Here is a 19644-nt window from a genome sequence, read left to right on the forward strand (position 1 = left end):
GACCTCATCAGAGGTCGCCACTTCCAAGCAACTGACGGCGCCGGGCTCCCGGTGATATGGAAAACCAGCGACGGCAAGCACGATTGAATACGCTCTGTTCGCTATAGCCGAGAAGACCGGCAACCTGGGACATCGGCATGTGCCGCTCCGCCAGATAGTGGTCGGCACGGTCGCGGCGAAGGGCCTCAACCACTTCATCGAAACTTCGCCCTTCCTCGGCCAACCTTCGTTGCAACATGCGCACATGCATGCCGAGCTGCTCGGCAATCAACGGCAAACGGCAACGCTGTATCGGCATCATGCGCAGGACCAGGCGTTCGACTTGATTGACGACACTCGATGTCGCTTGCAAGTCGAACTGGTTGAAATACGCCTCCAGTGCGTGATGCAGGTAGGGAGCATGTTGCTCAAGTCGCTGACTCAGTTGTTCGTCGCGCAGAACCAGCGCGTTGCAGGATTGGCCCGTGTACACCGTCGTTTTGAAATAGCGCCGGTAAGCCTGCGCAGTTGAGAGATGACTGGAAAACAGAACGGACTGGGCAACGAAGTTGTCGCCATAGAGCAACTTCATTCCGTTATGCGCCACCCCCATCGCCAGCTCCACCATTTGCCGTCGCGGGCTCGGTCCGGACAACCGGATATCGATCACTAAACGCGGAGCTCGGGCCTCACTCAGGTCGAGATCAAGCTGGATGCCGGGGCTGTGGTAACCGATAAAACGGATGACTTGCGCTAGCGCCTCTCCCGCCGTTGCACACGTTCGAGCGATCACCGCAATCGGTCCGAGTACATGCAAGTCCTGATACTCGGCCATGCGCAGACCAAAATCGGGGCACTCCAGCTCTCGCGCGGCAAACTCCAGCAACCCTACCAACGAACGCAGCGGCACGCGCGCGTCCTCGTCCATCAGCAGATCCGGATTGATGCGGAAGCGTTCAAGCATCAGGTCAGCTTGCCCGCCTAGCTGGCTCGTCACTTCACGGAATCCGGTAAACGATGTTGTTCTGATCAGAGAAGTCATGTCGTCAAAGATCAAATAAATGTCATGAGAGGTCAATAGTTTTCTGTATGTTTCAGCCAACAATCCATCCCAGGTATCCACTGTTGCTTCCTGGTGAAGCAGCCCCTGTTCGCTCATCGGGATCATGCTGTGATGGAATTCGACTACGTAATCATCGGCGCCGGCTCAGCCGGCTGCGTCCTGGCTAATCGCCTGAGTTCAAACCCGAATGTCACAGTCTGTTTGCTGGAGGCCGGTCCGGAAGACCGCTCGCCACTGATCCATGCACCCGTGGGCGTCGCGGCGATCCTGCCGAGCCGACATGTCAATTGGGCGTTCCAGACAGTACCGCAACCTGGCCTGAACGGACGTCGCGGCTATCAGCCGCGAGGCAAGGTATTGGGTGGCAGCAGTTCAATCAACGGCATGGTTTATATCCGTGGTCATCACAGTGACTTTGATGACTGGCAGGCCCTGGGTAATCCGGGATGGTCGTTCACCGACGTACTGCCGTATTTTCGCAAGAGTGAAATGAACCACCGCGGAACCTGCGACTATCACGGTGCTGATGGCGAACTCTATGTCGGCAAGAACCCGATACATCCGGCCACCCAAGCCTTTATCGAGGCGGCACAGATGGCCGGACACCGCCATAACCCCGACTTCAACGGTATCGACCAGGAAGGCGTCGGTCAGTATGACGTGACTATCCGCGACGGTCGGCGCTGGAGCACCGCCACCGCTTTCCTTAAACCGATTCGACATACCCGCAAAAATCTCACCGTGCTGACTTCAGTCGCCGCCGAGCGCATCGTGCTGGAAGGCAAGAAGGCCGTCGGCGTGGAGCTGCGCATCAGGGGCAACCGCCAGACTATCAAGGCCCGCCAGGAGGTACTGCTCAGTGCCGGTTGCTTTGGTAGCCCGCACTTGTTAATGCTCTCGGGGATTGGCCCGCAAGCGGAACTCAAGCCACAGGGCATACAAGTGCAGCACGAACTTCCCGGTGTCGGGCAGAACCTGCGAGACCATCCGGATGTTGTGCTCAGCTACAAGAGCCACGACACATCCTTGATGGGGGTCTCCCTGCGCGGCGGCGCGAAGATGGGTAAGGCGTTGATCGACTATGTCCGGCATCGACGTGGCCCTTTCGTCAGCAACTTCGCCGAAGGTGGTGCTTTCCTGAAAACCGACGCCCACCTTGCTCGCCCGGATATCCAGTTGCATTCGGTGATCGCGATGATTGACGACCACAACCGCAAGCTGCATTGGGGCCATGGTTTCAGTTGCCACGTCTGCGTGCTGCGCCCCAAGAGCGTCGGCAGCGTCGGCCTGCAATCGAATGACCCGAACGCCCCACCGCGTATCGATCCCAACATTCTGGGGCATGACGATGATGTGGAGACCCTGCTCACCGGATACCGAATGACTCGGGAGATTATCCAGCAAGCCCCTATGGCACGTTACGGTTTGAAGGATATGCACAGCGAAGGGATATACGGTGACGAACAGTTGATCGAGCTGTTGCGCCAGCGCACCGACACCATTTATCACCCGGTCGGCACCTGCAAAATGGGCGTCGACGAACATGCCGTGGTGGACAGCCAATTGCGTGTGCATGGGATCGAGGGGCTTCGCGTGGTGGATGCCTCGGTCATGCCGACGCTGATTGGCGGTAACACCAACGCCGCTTCAATCATGATCGCCGAACGCGCCGCCGACTGGCTGTCCGCAAGCCAGCGATCCTGACCGTCAGTTCGTCAGTGGAGCCGCCTTTCTCGTACAGTGCGAGCGGCGGCTTTGGGTTGAATCAAAAATGGCGCTAAACATCACTGCATTCAGCGCCACGCCCCCTACGCCCGAGAGGCCTTTTTCAGACTGGGCAGCACGCCCCCCTCGCCCACCGCCGAATGAGCAAAAATGCGATTTGCCTCATCAACCGTGGCAGACTTTTCCTCCTCGACGTCACCATTGAGCGCCTTGTTCATTTTGACCGTGTCCAGCGCCCCGACCCATTTCGCAATGGCCATGGTGCCGACACCATTGCCGATGGTGTTGGTGATGGCCCGTGCTTCCGACATGAACCGGTCGACCCCCAGCAGCAACACCATGCCCGCCACTGGAATGGTGCCAAGGGAAGACAAGGTGGCGGCCAAGATGATGAACCCCGAACCCGTAACACCTGCCGAGCCTTTGGAGGTGAACATCAGCACCGCCAACACGATCAGTTGATCGGTCAGGGTCAGCGGCGTATTGGTCGCCTGAGCAATGAAAATCGCAGCGATGGTGTAGTAGATCGCCTGCCCGTCCGGGTTGAAGGTCAGACCGGAAGGAATGATCATTCCAGCGACGGGTTTGGACACCCCGGCCTTTTCCATTTTGGAAATCATCTGCGGCAGCACCGATTCCGATGAACTGGTGCCCAGCACCGTGAACAGTTCTTCCTTGATGAACTTGAGGAACTTCCACAGGCTGAAGCCGCTGTAGCGACAGATCGGGCCGAGCACAAAGATCACGAACACCGCGCAGGTCAGGTACACACAGGCCATCAACTTGCCAAGTGAGAACAGCGAGCCGAAACCGTATTTGCCGATGGTGAAGGCGATGGCGCCGAATGCGCCGATCGGTGCCAGTCGCATCACCATGTTGACGATGCGGAACATGCCCTGCATCAGGCTGTCCAGGGTGTCGACAAAGGGTTTGCCCCGCGGCCCGACGTGGGCCAGGGCGATGCCGAGCAGAATGGAGAACAACAGGATTTGCAGGACGTTGCCCTTGGCGAAGGCATCCACAATCGTATCGGGGATGATGTTCATGACGAAGTCCATGAACGAGGCATGCTTCACCGCCGAGGTGTAGGTGGCCAGGCTTGAGGTGTCGAGGGTGGCAACATCGATGTTCATGCCCGCGCCGGGCTTGAACACATCGACCACCACCAGGCCAACCACCAGCGCCAGCGTCGACACGACTTCGAAATACAGCAGCGCGCGAAAGCCGACCCGACCCAGCTCCTTCATGTTTTCCATGCGCGCAATGCCCGTGACTACGGTCAGGAAGATCACCGGTGCGAGGAGCATTTTGATCAATTTGATGAAGGCATCGCCCAAGGGTTTGAGCGCAGTGCCGGTTTCAGGAACGAACACGCCAACGATGGCGCCGAGGATGACGGCGATGAGCACTTGTACGTAGAGTTTGCCAAATATTCTTTTCATTACAGGGCCCTGATTTTTTATTGTTGTCAGGAAATGCCAAGGAGTCAGATCAAGCGATCTGCCCCTCGGCGTTGTGCCGCAGTACTACTTTGAATCGCTGGAAAAAAATCAGCGGTTGATCAACGCGATGACTGCATCCGTAATCTGTCGAGTAGTGGCGTTACCGCCCAGATCCGGAGTATGCAAACCGCTTTCGGTCACGGCTTCGATAGCGGACATCAGCTGTTTGGCTGCGGCGGGTTCTGCGAGATGCTCAAGCATCATTGCGGCGGTCCAGAACGTTGCGATGGGATTGGCCACGCCTTTTCCGGTGATGTCGAATGCCGAACCGTGGATCGGCTCGAACATTGAAGGGAATTTGCGTGACGGGTTGAGGTTGGCGGTCGGCGCAATGCCCAGGCTGCCGGACAGCGCGGCGGCCAGGTCGGACAGAATGTCGGCGTGCAGGTTCGTGGCGACAATGACATCCAGCGTCGAAGGCTTGAGCACCATGCGCGTGGTCACCGCATCGACCAATTCCTTGTCGATTTTGACGTCCGGGAAATCCTTGGCCACTTCGTAGAAAATTTCGTCCCACAACACCATGCCATGACGCTGGGCGTTGGACTTGGTGACCATGGTCAGGTGCTTGCGTGGACGGCTCTGCGCCAGTTCGAAAGCGAAGCGGTGAATGCGCTCGACCCCGGCACGGGTGAATACCGAGACTTCGGTTGCGACCTCTTCCGGCAGGCCACGGTGTACGCGACCGCCGTTGCCGGAATATTCACCTTCAGAGTTTTCCCGCACGACCACCCAGTCGATCTGATCGCCGTTGTGCAGTGGGCTTTTCACCCCCGGCAGTACCCGAGCGGGACGTACGTTGGCGTATTGATCGAAGCCCTGGCAGATCGGCAGGCGCAAGCCCCAGAGGGAAATATGATCCGGTACGTTGAGCGCGCCGACGGCACCGAAGAAAATAGCGTCGAAGGTTTTCAGTTCATCCAGGCCACCTTCGGGAATGTAGTAACCGTTTTTCAGGTAGTTATCCGAGTTCCAGTCAAAGTGTTTGAAATCCAGTTGGAAGCCGGACTTTTTCGACAGGGCTTGCAGCACCTCGACACCAGCGGCAATCACTTCAACACCGATGCCATCACCTGGAACCGCTGCAATTTTGTATGCGCTCATGGTCAACTCCACTCTTGTAACGTTCTTGTTGTGCCTGTTGAACGGGCTGTTCAATCAGGGTGTGAGCGGAGTATATGTAGTGAACAAATAGGTGTGAGTTACTCAGAATCACTACATAAATAACTTTGAGTTACGAATGAGCCAGACCCTGGATTTGTCATTTTTTTACCTCTTGGCCAACAAAGGCAGCCTCGCCGCGACCGCGCGGGAACTGGGCATCACTCCACCGGCAGTGAGCAAGCGTCTCACCGCGCTGGAGGCTCGATTGGGCATCCGCCTGGTCAACCGCACGACACGCTCAATGAGCTTGACCTCTGAAGGTGAACTGCTTTTCTCGCATGCCGCCCGCATCCTGACGCAGATCGATGAGGTCGAGCAGTTGATCCATAGCAGTCGGGCGACGCCTAAAGGCCTTATTCGGGTCAACGCGTCATTGGGTTTCGGTCGCCGTTACATCGGCCCTGCCCTGGGTGCATTCTTCGCACAGTACCCGGAGGTGGAAGTGCAGCTGGAAATCAGCGATCACCCGCTTGATCTGACGACGCACGGGTTTGACCTGGGAATTCGATTCGGCACGCTGCCGGACGCCGCCTTCCATGCACGCAAGATCGCGTCCAATCGTCGTCTGTTATGCGCATCGCCCCTGTACCTGGAAAAACATGGTGTACCGCAACGCCTGACGGAGTTACAGCAACACAACTGCATCTTTCTACGGCAAAACGAAACGCCCTACGGCGTGTGGAGTTTCACCAACGGTGGGCGCACACAGAACATCAAAGTTCGTGGAGCATTGGGTTGCAATGACGGTGAAGTGGCCCTGAACTGGGCGCTGGAAGGGCACGGCATTCTTTTGCGAGCCGAATGGGACATCGCCCGATACGTGCGCAGTGGTCGCTTGCGATTGGTACTGGAAGACCAGACACCGACACGCGCCGATGTCTATGCGGTGTACCCGCAACAGTTACACCTTTCAGCGCGAGTGCGCAGCTTGATCGATTTTCTGGTTGAGCGTTTCAAGCACATTGACCACCTGGAAGAAGCGGCAGATCCGCACGACTGAACCACATTGTCCCGCCCTTCCCGATGCATGCATCAGCGCCCTCGAAACGACGGCTGCCAGATCGATAATGCACCAAGAGCGCGGCACAGAGATCTGGATTAACATTTAAGCTGATACCCTTCAAGAATTTACAAGCTGAGCAGAAAACATGAATCGTCGTAAAAAAATACAGCAGCTATTAAAGGCTCACGCCAAAAAGGCCAGTGCCAAATTGGCACCGGCAAGCAAGTCTAAATACATTAGTAAAGCTGACCGATTGAAGTTGGCCGCTGAATCCAGTGACGACTCAATCATTTCTTCTGAGAGCTGATCCATGTAGCTCAATCACCACGGTTGGGTCAGGCATTCCGATGGCACGTACCGCGAGGACGTGGCCTGACAATTCATTCAAGCCGAAGCTGTTTCTTGGCGATCCGACCATCCTTTCACAGCCTAACCTACCCAAGTGGTGCTCCCGTTGCTGAGCGTCAGCTTTGGGTTGTGGATTTCGACCCTTGATCACAGGCAGAAAATGGCCAGAAGGGATATCGAGATAGCAAACCTCAAAGGGGCCGAACACTGAGGCCGTTGGCTATTTAAGCAGCGGTCCCCTAGAACTTTTCCCTATTTATCGGTCTATGTGGATAGGCACATCCGCTGGGTAAGCGCGAACCCGCAGGCTTCCCGCAGCCAGATGGCCCCACGTCCAATTGTCAATCAGAGGTTGTCTTCGCTCATGAAATTCCATGACCTACGGATGGTGCTCTTCGGCCTGTTCGCGTTCGCGGCAGTGGGCTCGGCATCAGCAACACAGATGAAGACCTCAACCCCTGTTTTCGCAACTGAAGTCACAGCCGTTCAGGCTCCTGTCCAGGCCGCCGGCAACCCTTGGCCGACCTTGGCTAGTATGGCCGGCAAGCAGCCTGGGCCGTTGCTTGCCCATGACGATCGATACTGGCACGACGGCCGTTGGCACGACCGTAGAGACGATTGGCGCCGAGACGACTGGCGTAGAGATCAGTGGCGTAGAGAGCAAGCCCGCCAAGAAGCTGAACGCCATCGTTATTGGGAGCGCCACCAGGATCGGGCCATGCGGCACCGCTATGAGGACGATCACCGCTACTATCGTCGCTAGTGCGAAGCCACGGGATCAATCCGCCCTATCGCCACCGTCAGCTTCACGCCCTGAGGAAGTCAGTCAACCAAATTCGAGGTTCTTGAGGAGCGGTGAACCACGCTTCCTCAAGGCATTCAAATAGGCGGTTCGTGGCTGCGGCGCAGGGACGGGAGCAGGTTCGAGCGCTGGTGGTCGCAGCAGCGGACAATGACCACCATGGCTCGACAAATACGAGGCTACCGGTTGCACGTTATGGATAGCTACCCCGGTACCGAGGTTTTTTGCGCACCGACACTGCCCGCCCTACCGGCGATTGCAAGTGCCACGCAACAAGCCAACAACGAGAATGCGGCGAATGCACCCATCACGTGTAGATAAGGCAGCACGTGATTCCAGGCTCGAGCCACCCCCAGGAAAGCAGCGAATAACCAACCGCTCATGGAAAGCGCTCCCAACAAGGCGAGCCGCGCGCGGCCTGCACTGCGCAGTGCGACGAATGGAGCCTTTTGCAAAAGCGGGAAGCCGATTCGATGCAGTAATGCACCGTTCAGGCTAAGCAGCGCGACGACAGTCACCTTAGCCCAGAGTTTCTGATTGAGCAGATACGCGTCGCCTTCATTGAGATAACCCTGAAGCACCAGCAACAGTCCGCTTGCCCAAAGGGCCAGCAGTGCGAGGCTGACGATCTTCTGAGTTTCATCAAGGTACTCAAGCCTCGCCTGGTCCAGTGTTTCCTTGCGCCAACTCCAAAGCTTGTGATCCGCCTGCATCACCCGCCCCAGGGCAATACACGTAGCGAGCAGATGACCGTATACGAGAAGCATTTTGAGCATTGCCTTGACCTTATTATTGTTTGGGCGCTGCGTTCCCTGCTTCGCTGAATTGAAAACTAATGATACAAATTAGCATTTGCACTTGCAAGATGAACGCGCATTAACAGGTACCGGCACCGACCGCCATACAACTTTCGTCACACATAGAGGCGGTCACTCCTGTGGCTGATGAATGTAGCCGGCTGGGACATCGACACTGCACAGCTAAAAGTGCGCAGTATCTGGCCCGGCGGCGGGCAGGCTTGTCCACAGGGGTACGCTCTGCGTGACTTTGGCCATCCGGGTGATTTCCACTTGCAACTTATCCTTGCCGAGCAAGTAGTCAGCCAGCTTCTGCGAGAACGGCCAGTAGTTCAGGTCGGCAGTCACGGTCAGCGGCCCGATGGCGTCGGCCGGCACCAGGAAGGAAAACTCCCGAATATCGTAGCCCTTGGGCAGAATGCGGTTATCCGAGAGAATTTGCGTGGCATTCCAGACCTCGACATCCAACGGATTGCCGTCCTTGTCGCCTATGTGCACTTTGAAATTTCGCGTGTTGTCCTCAGTCTTGCCGTCCTTGATCGCACCCAGTCGATAGAGCTCGCGACCACTGGCATCCAGCACCCGGAAATCGATCCACATCTCCCGTCCCTCCGGAAAGCCGGTCGGCAGCTTGTGCCCGGCGCCGACATTGGCAACTTTGACTGCGACCGAGGTGTATTGCCCGGGAATGATGGTTGCCGGCAGTTGCTCGAACTTTATTTCCGCCGCGCGTGCGAGCATGTCGCGCCCGCGTTGTGCGCCCGTTTCCTGACCGAGATGCTTGAGCATCGTAGCGTTGGCGCCGCTGAACCAATGCGAGGCGACCTCCTCGCGGTCTGGCCCCATGATCGCGGCCTTACCCGCAAAACCTGGCATATGGCAGCTCTGGCAGGTTACATCGTTAAAGCTGTAGGAGCTCTCCTGCCATTCGTCATAGGTGCGCTCGACCGCCACACTGCTGAACGGGTGCGTGACGTTGTGGCAGGTGGCGCAAAAGTCCGAGCGTGTGTGCAGAGCGGAATACACGGTGTCGTGATAAGGCGAAATGGCATCTTTACGCGGGCCGAACTTGGTCGGTCTACCATGCGCTCGAGGGCTCAAGACATAAGCGCCGTTATCGAGGCCGGTGCGAGCGCTGATGTTGTGGCAGGTCTCGCAATCGACCCCAGGCATCGGATGATTTTTCTCGCTGTCTTCAATCGAGGAGCGGTTGACTTGCGAATTGATCTGCCCGGTCGTGAGCCCTATCGGGGTATGGCAGCCGGTGCAGAAGTTATCGACCTTCCCCTCGGTGGCCGAACTCGCACGCTTGAGCAAGGCCCGATAGATGGGTTCATCCCAGGCTTGGGACATCATCGACGAGCGCCACTGCTTGTAGATCTCCGTATGGCATGCGCCACATACTTGGGCATTGTCGAAGTCTTTTACATTCAAAACCAGGTTGCCGGGGGTATTGGCCCGATGCGGAAAGAACGGCATCCCGCCAATCACATGCATGAGCCTGGAGCGAGCCGGCTCCACCCACTTCTCATTACTTTGATTGTCGTTACCCTGAGGTTCGTCGGCCGCCACAAGAGTTACCGTAAATAGGCAGGCGAGAAAGAACAAAAGACGGTGAACAACAGGTCTGATCACCAGGTAGATCAGGTTGTGGACAAAGGCTGCCAGTATTTCACCCGGCCTGGGCGAGTTATTGCGTATCTGGTAAAAGCGCTGCGCATACGTATGCTTAGAGCGGCTCATAAGCGTTTCCCCTGGGCGGTTGCAGTGAATAACTGCTGCACTTCTATTGAGTGGCCAGGGGTAATGCGTGAAGCAAACCGATGGATAGGTAATCACTCAATGGGGTACTTACAGCGCCACTGCTTCCCGACTCTGCACCTTGCATGAACGGGATATGCTCAGTCAGCAATTACTCTGCCAGCGTTGTGTAAAACATGTGTGATGACTTGAATGCTCCGCAAACATTGGCCACGGATTGAAACAATGTGCTAATGGAGACGCAAATACTGCAGAGCAATACCACCCATTAATGGGGGAGTTCACTCCGATATCGGGGGGGCCACTATTTCTGCCCGTTCCTGCTCATCTTCCCCCGATAATTATGTGACACACAAACATGCATAGATGAAGGCTTGGCTGGCGAAACTTAAGCGCGTCCATGTTCATTCACACCGGCCTCCAGCTCTCCAGCTGATTGTCTGCGCCAAGTGCCGGGTGACGTACCGAACTGACGTTTGAAGGCGCGACTGAACGCGGCTTCGGATTCGTAGCCAACTGCAAAGCCGATTTGCGCCACACTGCCGCGACCTTCGCGCAGGTTTTGAGCCGCCACGTGCATACGCCAGAGCGTCAGGTATTGCATCGGCGGCTGTCCGACCAATGCCGTGAATCGCTCCGCGAATACCGAGCGCGACATACCCACTTCAAGCGCCAGGGCTTCTGCAGTCCAGCCCTCGGTTGGGCGAGCATGGAGTAGCGCCAGTGCGCGCCCGATATGCGGATCTCGCAAACCCGCCAGCCACCCGCGCCGCTCAACGGGAAGGCTTGCGACATACTGGCTGACGGCTTCGACGAATAGCAGTTCGGACAGCTTGGCAATGACCGTTGCCGAGCCGACGCGTCCTACCGCGATTTCGCTGACAGCGAAACGGAATGAGCTTTCGATCCAGGCTCCCGAAGCCGTCGCGCGAATGTCTAATTTCAATACGGATGGCAGCGACGAAAGCAACGGACTGAAGGGTGTTTCAGAGCCGAGGAATCCGCACAATAACTGCGTGGCCTCGCCGCCCCCACCGTACTTGATTCGTGAAATGCCGCCGACTTCTGGCGGCTGAACAACTTCGCTCGCCGACATGGGCGCAATACTCAGGTCGCTGCCAAAAGTATGAGGGTCATTGCGAGGAAGCAGAACGAGTTCGCCTGCCCCCACGTCGATGGTGGCACCACCGTCGATGCGCAATTGCATGTGCCCCGCGGCGACAAAATGCGACGCAATGATATGCCGAGGTGCCGCCAGGAACGGTTTGCAATCATCCGCCGAGATTTTTCCGTTGATGCACCAGGGCGCAGTGAATTCTGCCTCGAGGAAGACCCCTCCAGACAGCCGAATCACACGCAAGACATCAGAAAGCGCATCCAACACTTGCCTGCCCTCTTTTCCGGACGCCTGAGCATGTAATCCGGCGCACTGGTCATTCACCGCCTGAACGGCGAGACCTAGATTAGCACCAACGCGGACTCAGCGATCGAGACTATCCCCCCCGATGCTTCACCTGTGGTCATTGGCTCCGACGTCAACCGTAATTGCCCCGTTTCAACCGACCAAGGCAGCAGGAGATCCATATGAACAGCGTCGCTACCCGACTCAGCCCAGAGTCAGACAACGCCGACCGTTATGCTCAAATTGTCAGATCATCGAAAAAGGCCGAATGGCAGATCGATCGCGATTTGCTACAGGACCGGAGTTTCGACTTCTCGCGCAAGTTCTTGCCCGATGGACTATCCAAAATCGACCGTCTGACCTTTCTCGCCGAGGCCGAGGCACGCCTGCTCAGTCAGATTCAGGGCCGGACCTATGCGTATATCTTTGGCCTGGTCGAGCGTTTTATCAGTGCCAAAATGCTCGATCAAGGTCGGGCCCATGTCTTTGACAATCAGCTCGCACTCGAAGCGCTGGTACGCTTTTCCAACGACGAGATCAAGCACCAGGAGTTGTTCCGGCGCATGGAGATGATGATGGGTACGCACTTGCCAGCGGGGTATCGTCAAGTTGCCGATCCAAACGATGTGGCGCGTGCGGTACTGGCGGCCAGCACGTGGTCGGTGCTGGCGCTGACCTGTCATATCGAGCTGTTTGTCCAGGCGCACTACGTACAGAGCATCGCACCGCACGAGGAGTTGTGCCCACTGTTCAAGGATGTCTTCAAATTTCACTGGAAGGATGAAAGCCGGCACGTCGTACTCGATGAACTGGAGTGGAAGACGGAGCACGCGAAACTCTCGCCAGCCGAGTGCGACCAGGCGGTGAACGATCTGATTGCGCTGGTGGCGGCCGTCGACGGAATTCTTCAGGCGCAATCGGCATCCGATGCCGACTACTTTATTCACAATGTTTCACGACCGTTCAGTGTCGATGAGACAACGCAAATCAAAGCCTGCGTGCTGAGCGCCTACCGCTGGCAATACATTGTCTCGGGCGTGCTGCATCCACACTTTGGCCGGCTGCTTACGAGCATGACAACGCCAGCACAAATGACCAGGATTCAGACCGCACTGGCACCCATCATGAGCCATTGATCGACAGCGCGCGACCGGCGCCTCGTCGGCCGCGCGGCTGTGGGAAGACGTGCTGAAAATGATTTATTGAGGATGGCGGCCATGACCATACCGATGTGGATGCTGCTTGGGTTTTCGACCTGGACTTTGCTGCTGTTGATGGCAACCGTCGGCGTGTACCGCTGGGTCGCCATCTTGTTCTCGAATGTTCCGATTGCCTCGTTCCGAAGCGATCAGCTCGAAGGCGAAGATTGGTATCGGCGCGGGACACGAGCACACGCCAACTGCGTGGAAAATCTGCCTGTCTTTGCTGTCATCGTGTTCGTGATTTCAGCCCTTGGTGTCAGCGGCCCTGCAGTGAACTACTTGTCCACACTCGTCCTGATCGCTCGCGTGTGCCAGTCTTTGGTTCACGTATCCCATGTGCAAACCGATACGTTCGTGGCAATTCGGTTTACCTTCTTTTGCGTCCAGTTGGTGTGTTTTCTCGCGCTCATTGTGATAGCCGCTTTTTACGGCTAAGTAGCAGCTCCAGCAAATCGAGCGGACAATAAATATGTCCGCTTTTCATTGCTTGATGTAGTCGTTCTGCCTTGACCGTTTTCTGGAAGGATTGACCCATTGGCGGATGGAAGCGGGATTTACATTAACGATCAATATTTGATGTCCCGAGCGGTGCGGCGCGTGTCCTGCTTGGTACTGCGCTTGTCCTGGCGACATTCTGCATTGTTCTTGTCACTGGCCTTTCTGCAATCGTACTTGGTTTGCCGTGCGTCGGAGCGCCCTGTTTGCCTCGTATCCCGCGCTTCACGCCGTTGTTCTCCCTGCTCTGTCGCATACGCCGGCACCGAGACCCACTGCACACCCGCGGCGACGACCAGTGTCGCCAAGGCCATCAAGACGTGCTTGCGAATCATGATGTTCCTCCATTTCAAAAACGCTCAGTCGGCTCGCTTGCCAACCAGTTCGCTCACCGAGCATGTTCAGGGGAAACTGCACTTACATTGTTCACTCATACTCCACAAAAACTTTTGTGACGCCTGAAATCTGACGATTGGACTCCCCAGGCATTCGTGCAAGGCGCTTCGGTCGTTGATAGTCGTCAAAACTCGTGCATCTCTACCACCTCACTGATTCTCATCCTGCCGTTTGGCCCCCTCCACAGGATACGTTGCGAGGTAGCTGTTGACCGCAGTGCCCAACGTCGGAAAAAACGCGGTTTCGCCAAGCTGGGTGAAAAGCCCGAATCGCTTCAGTTTGTCCTTGACCGGGTCTTTCATCTCGGCCAGGCACAACTCGATGCCCGCCGCGCGCAATGTTTCGTCCAGTTCAGCCAACATGTCGGCAGAGGTCACGTCCACACTGGTCATAGGTTCCGCCGCAACGACCACCCAGCGTACCGGCGTAGGGGACGTGGCCACCGCGTCCAGCACCCGTTCATTGAACAACTCGGCGTTGGCGAAAAACAAAGGCGCATCCCAGCGGAAAAGGACCAGGCCGGGAAGCAGTCGTGCGTCAGGAAAACGCTTGATGTCATGGTAGCCCTGAAGGTCATCGACACGTCCCAGCACCGTGGAGTACGGCCGCCAGCCATCCCACAGGAATTCAATCACCGCAATCACAATGGCCAGGGCGATCCCCTCGATTGCACCAAACACAGCGACGCCGACGGTGCAGGCGATGGACAGCCAGAACTCCCACTGCTGAATGCGATAGATGCGTCGCAGATCCGTGACCTCGATCAAGCCGATGGCCGATGCGATCACGACCGCCGCCAGCGCGCTGTTGGGCAGGTCCTGCAACAGGTTCGGCGCCACCAGCAACAGCAAGGCAACCGCCAGCGCTCCGACGACACCGGACAATTGGGTTCTGGCGCCTGCGGCCTCGGCCACCGGTGTGCGTGACGAACTGCTGCTGATTGGAAAACCCTGGAAAAAACCGGCCGCCAGATTGGCGACGCCGAGCCCCACCATCTCCTGGTTCGGATCAACGTAAGTACGCGAACGTGCCGCATAGACACGCGAGAGCACGCTGGTGTCGGCGAACGAAACGAGCGCGACGGCAATGCCTCCGATCAGGACCGGGACCATATCGGCTTGAGTGATCCAGGGAATGGCAAACGCCGGCATGCCTTGTGGAAGCTCGCCGAGGACTGATATTCCGTATTTCGAGGCAAGGTCCAGCACACCGACGGCGATGGTTGCGCCTGCCACGGCGATCAAAATACCCGGAATGCGTTTGTGCCCCTTGAGCAACAGGATCACCACCAACGTGGCGGCACCGACGGCAAACGTGACCCAGTTGGTTTTTCCGTCCAGCACCGAGGTGATGATCGCCCACATATTTCTCAGCGGCCCGGCGGACTCGATCTTGAAGCCGAAAAATTTGGGCAATTGGCTGATCAATACGGTCAGCGCGATACCGTTCATGTACCCGTAGCGAATCGGTTTGGAGAGCAGTTCCGTGATGAAACCCAAGCGCGCTATGCCGGCCAGGATGCAGACCACCCCCGACACAATAGCCATCATTCCCGCCAGGGCGACGGCGCGGTACGGGTCGCCGCCCGACAGTGGCAGGATCACGGCAAGGATGACGGCCGCCAGCGAGGAATCCGGCCCCAGCACCAAAATCCGGCTCGGCCCGAATAACGCATAAGCGAGCAGCGGAATGATCGTCGCGTAAAGACCATAGATGCCGGGTACGCCCGAGGCCACCGCGTAGGCGATACCCACTGGTACCAGCATGGTGGTCAGGACGAGTCCGGCGACGATGTCATTTCGCAACCAGGCTATTTGATAGGTGAGTAGCGTGTTCAGTCCAGGCAGCCAGCGGCTCCAGTGTTTCTGTTCGGCGCCGGCTACCCGATGTGCAATACGGCCCGGTTCCGGGGCGGAAGGTACAGAATTCGAATCGCTCATAGAACTGTAACCCCTTGGTGTACAGCGCATAATGGCTTAGAGGCAGCCGCAGAATTGCCGAATCCGCTTTTGTTCGTCATCCGCCGAGCGCAACGATCGCGACGATCAGCACCGCGCCAGTGACCGCCAACGCAACCCCGCCTTGCCACGGTTTTGCGCCGGCGTATCGCGCCAGTATCCAACCCGCGATGAACAGCACCGCGAGCCCGACCAAATTAGAAAGACGAACGGCGAGCGCCGTCTCTTCGAGTAACAGGAAAGGCACTACGAGTGGAAAGGTCGATGCCACCACCAACAGAAAAACGCCCAGTGCACCTTTGAAATCATCCCAACCGAGGCGCGACTGTACTGACGTGGCCGGATACTCGACCAAGCGGCTGCGTAACAATTCCAGGGTCTCAGGCTTGGCTGCTGCCGCCAGGTGCGACGGCAGGGCCCCCGCCACTAGCGCCTGGCCGGTGGCCGCGTCCGCCCCGCCGAGTTTTGCGTATAAGGTGCTTTTGCGCGTGCGGTCGATCAACGCGCGCAGTAGATACATCACCGCGTCTGCAAGCCCCCAGGCAAGATTGCAACCGAGCGCGGCGAACATCATGGTACGTTCAGCCTCCTGGCCCGATGTCGCCACGCTGATCGTTCCGGTGAACGTCATCGCCATGAGCAGGCCGAAGATGACCTCTGTGACACGATCGACCGGGTCGAGGATCCGTGCCCGCTTCTGTCCTTCGGTGTTTGGCATGCGTCCTACCTCGCTGAAAGGTACCCACGTGTGCAGGTTTCATAGGCCAGAGCACAGCGCTATCAGGCGGTGCTCTTTTTCGATTTCACTTAATTGTAGTGACAAAAAAATTTGTCGCCGACATCAAGCGCGATGTCTACAACAGCGCACCTGATGCAGCCTCTATAACGGTTAGCACGCGAATGCCTGCCTTGCCTGTCAGCGTCAAACTCCCGCAAGCAGCGCCCTGACCTGTAACAACGCACTGCGTCAGCAACGACTAAGCTTTTGCTGGTAAGCCTCGTCTCCCCGGGAGATTCCGATGATCGCCACGCCCCTGTCTGAACTCGATGCCGCCCTGCCCGGTCTGGCCCGCAAGATCCGCGTGCTGGATGCCCTGGCGTGGCCCGATGGCGTCGAAGAAGCCTTCCTGGCGAATTGGCGAAGCGGGCATGCACAGTTGCCAAACGTCGAACTGTGTCCGCGTGACCACAGCGCCGACATCGCCGCGCTGGAATCCTTTGTTGACCATTGCGATGAGGCACATCCCGCCGGGAACTACCTCGCCATGACAGCGCGAAGCTATGCCACGGCCGGACGCATGCTGGGGGCCATTGGCACTCCCGCCTTTACTGACTATTCATCAGCGCTGTACCGGCGCCCGGATTTCCATTACCCACGCCTCAACTTGAGCATGCTGGACGCCGCCCGGTTCTTCCTCAACACCACCGACGCCCTTCTGGGCAGTGCCCGGATTCCACCGAGCCCGGCCGAGATCCCGGCCGAAGCCTTTGCTGCCTGGATGCAGCCGGAACTGGACCGCTTCTTCGGCGAGGGCCAAGTCACGGTGATACTCGATCCGACCCTGGCCGCCAAGGCCATCGCCGGGGCGAGCCGCATCCGCCTGCGCGCCAGCGCGATGTTCTCTGAACTGGACAAGAATCAGCTATTGCAGCACGAGGCGTTCGTGCATATCGCCACGGCACAAAACGGCGCGCGCCAACCCAACCTCAAAAGCCTCGGTCTTGGGGCGCCACGCACGACACAGACTCAGGAGGGTATTGCCACCTTGGCCGAGCTGTTCACCGGCAGCATGGACATCAACCGCTTGCGTCGCCTCGCCTTGCGCGTGCTCGCCGTCCAGCAGGCGCTGGAGGGCGCCGATTTCATCCAGGTATTCGAAGGTTTTCTGGCGGCAGGTCAGTCGCAGGAGGAGTCGTTTCGCTCCACCCAACGGGTGTTCCGCGGTGCCGACCTGCACGGTGGGTCGGCGTTTACCAAGGATGCCGCCTACCTGACGGGCTTGCTCGGCGTGCATACCCTGCTGCGCATCGCGATTCGCGATAACCGGCCGGAACTGGTCGGCCATTTGTTCGCCGGGCGCCTCAGCCTGGGGGATACCGTCCGCCTGGCGCCACTGTTCGAGTCGGGTTGGCTCCAGGGGCCGGTCTATCTTCCAGCGTGGGCCCGCGATCTGCGCCTGCTCGCCGCCAACCTCGCCTTCTCAGCCTTTATCGCCCGGATCAAGCTGGATGTGCTCGATCTGGATGTGCTCGTGGCGTTTGCAGACGAGCACGAAACCGATGCCAGTGCCCGGTGATGACAGTGGCGACGCACTGGTTAGAGCGTCTAGTGCGAATTGAATGAACGTAAATAAATAGCAGAATTTTTTTGTTTGCTACGCTTAAGGAGCGGTATCGACGCTGAGGTCTGGGGTTAGCAAAGTCGGACCTCACCTCCCTGGCATTGATCCACTCATTCCAAACCTGCCTGACCACATGGAGATGCAATGCGCATTCCATCACTCTACACGTTGTCAGCTGTCCTTATTTTGAGCGGATCTTTCTGCGTATCGCAGCCAGTCGAAGCGGCCTCAAGCACGACCACTGCCGTGCCAGCGCCCGCCAGTTCGGCGCTTAAAGATGCCGTGTTTACCCAGGAACAGCTGGATCAAATGCTGGCGCCCATTGCGCTGTACCCGGATCCATTGCTGGCACAGATACTGATGGCCAGCACGTACCCCGGGGAATTCACCGAAGCAGTCGCCTGGTCTAAAGCCAACCCGAACGCCAAGGGCGACGATGCAGTCAAACAAGTGCAGAACAAGCCCTGGGATCCGAGTGTACAGGCGCTCGTCGCCTTCCCGCAGGTGTTGGCCACGCTGGGACAGGATCCTGTGGCGGTACAACGCCTGGGTGATGCCTTCCTGGCGCAGCCCGACGATCTCATGGCTGCGGTGCAACGCTTGCGTCATCAGGCGCAGGCAGCAGGCAATCTGCAGAGCAACCAATATCAGAACGTGACGGTTCAGAATTTTCCAGCACCGGCACCGGCATCCACGTCCACCGAAGTGGCGCCGGCCCCAGCCAGCAGCTCCACCATCATCATCCAGCCCGCCGATCCACAGGTTGTCTACGTACCCACTTATAACCCGACAACCACCTATGGGACCTGGCCTTATCCTGCGTCACCTCCTGCGTACTACCCACCACCGCCCGCCTATTACCCCGGCCAGGCATTATTGACCGGGCTGGCGTTTGGTGCCGGAGTGGCTATCGTCGGTTCGTTGTGGGGTGAATGTGACTGGGGTAATAACGACGTCGACATCGACGTCGAACGCTACAACAACATCAACGGCAACAACCGGATCAACGTTAATCAGAGCAAGTGGGAGCATAACTCCGCGCATCGCAATGGCGTTCCCTATCGCGACAGCAGGAGCCGCGAACAGTACGGTCGTCAACTCAACGGTGCCAATCAGCGTGAAGCCTATCGAGGCGACACGCCTCAGCGAGCCCAGCAGCGTGAAAATGCCCGTAGCTCGATGGACAGGGCCGGTATCGAACGACCTCCCACCACCAACCGCGAAGCCCGTGATCAAGCGCGCGACGCCCAAGCCAGAGGCGTGGACAGCAATCGGGCACAAGGTGGTACAGACAGAGATGCTGCCAGACAGAATGCCGCTAACAGACAGCGAGCGGCTGAAAGACAGAGTGCGTCTGACAGACAGCAGGCTTCTAACAGAGGCCAGGGCACTGACAGAAACACACGGGAAAATCAGCAAGCCAGGAAACAGACCGCTGATGCCAGACAGCGCGGACAGGGTAACGCACAGGCGCGCCAAACGACGAAAAGTCGGCCGACCACGCAGGCCGCCAATAAGGGCGGAGCACGCAACAATGCATTCGCCGGCGCGCGCTCACCGTCCCAAGTCAACGCACAAGCGAATCGTGGCCGGGCCAGCCAGGCATCTGCCCAGCGCCCGAGTGCCTCGCGATCAGCCGGCAAACAGGTCAGTCGGCCGTCCAATCCACCAGCGCGTCAAAGTCAAAGGGGTGGCCGTCGTTGAA

General features: G+C 57.8%; 17 protein-coding genes. 8 read left to right on the forward strand and 9 right to left on the reverse strand.

All coding sequences use genetic code 11. From position 1 onward, the window contains the following. Positions 1-7 precede the first annotated feature (7 nt). Positions 8-1147, reverse strand: coding sequence for an AraC family transcriptional regulator (locus ACWGZX_RS02410; RefSeq protein ID WP_452627137.1), 1140 nt, complete (start codon positions 1145-1147; stop codon positions 8-10). Positions 1148-1153: 6 nt separating this feature from the next. Between ACWGZX_RS02410 and ACWGZX_RS02415 the strand changes: the two genes are divergently transcribed. Then, entirely contained in the window at positions 1154-2746 is a 1593-nt protein-coding gene (locus ACWGZX_RS02415) for a GMC family oxidoreductase (protein WP_452627138.1), read from the forward strand. A gap of 104 nt (positions 2747-2850) precedes the next feature. Here the strand turns inward: ACWGZX_RS02415 and ACWGZX_RS02420 are convergent, their stop codons facing one another. Both ACWGZX_RS02420 and ACWGZX_RS02425 read right to left on the reverse strand, forming a co-directional pair. After that, complete coding sequence (locus tag ACWGZX_RS02420; RefSeq protein WP_223517382.1) at positions 2851-4209, reverse strand: dicarboxylate/amino acid:cation symporter; 1359 nt, start codon at positions 4207-4209, stop codon at positions 2851-2853. A gap of 108 nt (positions 4210-4317) precedes the next feature. Beyond that, entirely contained in the window at positions 4318-5373 is a 1056-nt protein-coding gene (locus ACWGZX_RS02425; RefSeq protein ID WP_452627139.1) for a tartrate dehydrogenase, read from the reverse strand. A gap of 136 nt (positions 5374-5509) precedes the next feature. On the opposite strand from ACWGZX_RS02425, the gene ACWGZX_RS02430 reads away from it, so the two are divergent. The 3 genes from ACWGZX_RS02430 to ACWGZX_RS02440 all read left to right on the forward strand — a co-directional run bounded on the left by ACWGZX_RS02430 (position 5510) and on the right by ACWGZX_RS02440 (position 7547). Continuing rightward, positions 5510-6433 (forward strand): LysR family transcriptional regulator, encoded by a 924-nt coding sequence (locus tag ACWGZX_RS02430; RefSeq protein WP_452627140.1) that lies wholly within the window; start codon positions 5510-5512, stop codon positions 6431-6433. A 148-nt stretch (positions 6434-6581) separates the two neighbouring features. After that, on the forward strand, positions 6582-6743 hold the full coding sequence (locus ACWGZX_RS02435) for a DUF2986 domain-containing protein (protein ID WP_223517388.1): 162 nt from the start codon (positions 6582-6584) through the stop codon (positions 6741-6743). A 405-nt stretch (positions 6744-7148) separates the two neighbouring features. Then, positions 7149-7547, forward strand: coding sequence for a hypothetical protein (locus ACWGZX_RS02440; protein ID WP_452627141.1), 399 nt, complete (start codon positions 7149-7151; stop codon positions 7545-7547). 242 nt (positions 7548-7789) lie between these two features. Here ACWGZX_RS02440 and ACWGZX_RS02445 read toward each other — a convergent pair whose 3' ends face one another. The 3 genes from ACWGZX_RS02445 to ACWGZX_RS02455 all read right to left on the reverse strand — a co-directional run bounded on the left by ACWGZX_RS02445 (position 7790) and on the right by ACWGZX_RS02455 (position 11528). Continuing rightward, complete coding sequence (locus ACWGZX_RS02445; protein ID WP_452627142.1) at positions 7790-8362, reverse strand: hypothetical protein; 573 nt, start codon at positions 8360-8362, stop codon at positions 7790-7792. A 204-nt stretch (positions 8363-8566) separates the two neighbouring features. After that, a complete protein-coding gene (locus ACWGZX_RS02450) occupies positions 8567-10126 on the reverse strand; it encodes a multiheme c-type cytochrome (RefSeq protein ID WP_452627143.1) in 1560 nt (519 codons plus the stop codon). 406 nt (positions 10127-10532) lie between these two features. Continuing rightward, on the reverse strand, positions 10533-11528 hold the full coding sequence (locus ACWGZX_RS02455; RefSeq protein ID WP_452627144.1) for an AraC family transcriptional regulator: 996 nt from the start codon (positions 11526-11528) through the stop codon (positions 10533-10535). Positions 11529-11728: 200 nt separating this feature from the next. Between ACWGZX_RS02455 and ACWGZX_RS02460 the strand changes: the two genes are divergently transcribed. Together ACWGZX_RS02460 and ACWGZX_RS02465 are read left to right on the forward strand one after the other, a co-directional pair. Further along, a complete protein-coding gene (locus tag ACWGZX_RS02460) occupies positions 11729-12682 on the forward strand; it encodes a hypothetical protein (protein ID WP_452627145.1) in 954 nt (317 codons plus the stop codon). Between the two features lie 81 nt (positions 12683-12763). Then, positions 12764-13183, forward strand: coding sequence for an MAPEG family protein (locus ACWGZX_RS02465; protein ID WP_223520230.1), 420 nt, complete (start codon positions 12764-12766; stop codon positions 13181-13183). A 131-nt stretch (positions 13184-13314) separates the two neighbouring features. Here the strand turns inward: ACWGZX_RS02465 and ACWGZX_RS02470 are convergent, their stop codons facing one another. The 3 genes from ACWGZX_RS02470 to ACWGZX_RS02480 all read right to left on the reverse strand — a co-directional run bounded on the left by ACWGZX_RS02470 (position 13315) and on the right by ACWGZX_RS02480 (position 16315). Next, positions 13315-13578 (reverse strand): hypothetical protein, encoded by a 264-nt coding sequence (locus tag ACWGZX_RS02470; RefSeq protein ID WP_452627146.1) that lies wholly within the window; start codon positions 13576-13578, stop codon positions 13315-13317. A gap of 210 nt (positions 13579-13788) precedes the next feature. Continuing rightward, positions 13789-15579, reverse strand: coding sequence for a SulP family inorganic anion transporter (locus tag ACWGZX_RS02475; protein WP_452627147.1), 1791 nt, complete (start codon positions 15577-15579; stop codon positions 13789-13791). A gap of 76 nt (positions 15580-15655) precedes the next feature. After that, on the reverse strand, positions 15656-16315 hold the full coding sequence (locus tag ACWGZX_RS02480; protein ID WP_452627148.1) for a hypothetical protein: 660 nt from the start codon (positions 16313-16315) through the stop codon (positions 15656-15658). A 301-nt stretch (positions 16316-16616) separates the two neighbouring features. Here ACWGZX_RS02480 and ACWGZX_RS02485 point away from each other — a divergent pair, with 301 nt between their 5' ends. After that, entirely contained in the window at positions 16617-17894 is a 1278-nt protein-coding gene (locus ACWGZX_RS02485) for a flavohemoglobin expression-modulating QEGLA motif protein (RefSeq protein ID WP_452627149.1), read from the forward strand. Between the two features lie 189 nt (positions 17895-18083). After that, positions 18084-19643, forward strand: a complete 1560-nt coding sequence (locus ACWGZX_RS02490) for a DUF3300 domain-containing protein (protein ID WP_452627150.1) — start codon at positions 18084-18086, stop codon at positions 19641-19643. The last annotated feature ends 1 nt before the right edge of the window (position 19644 follow it).

Source organism: Pseudomonas sp. CLCA07 (genome assembly GCF_053615335.1).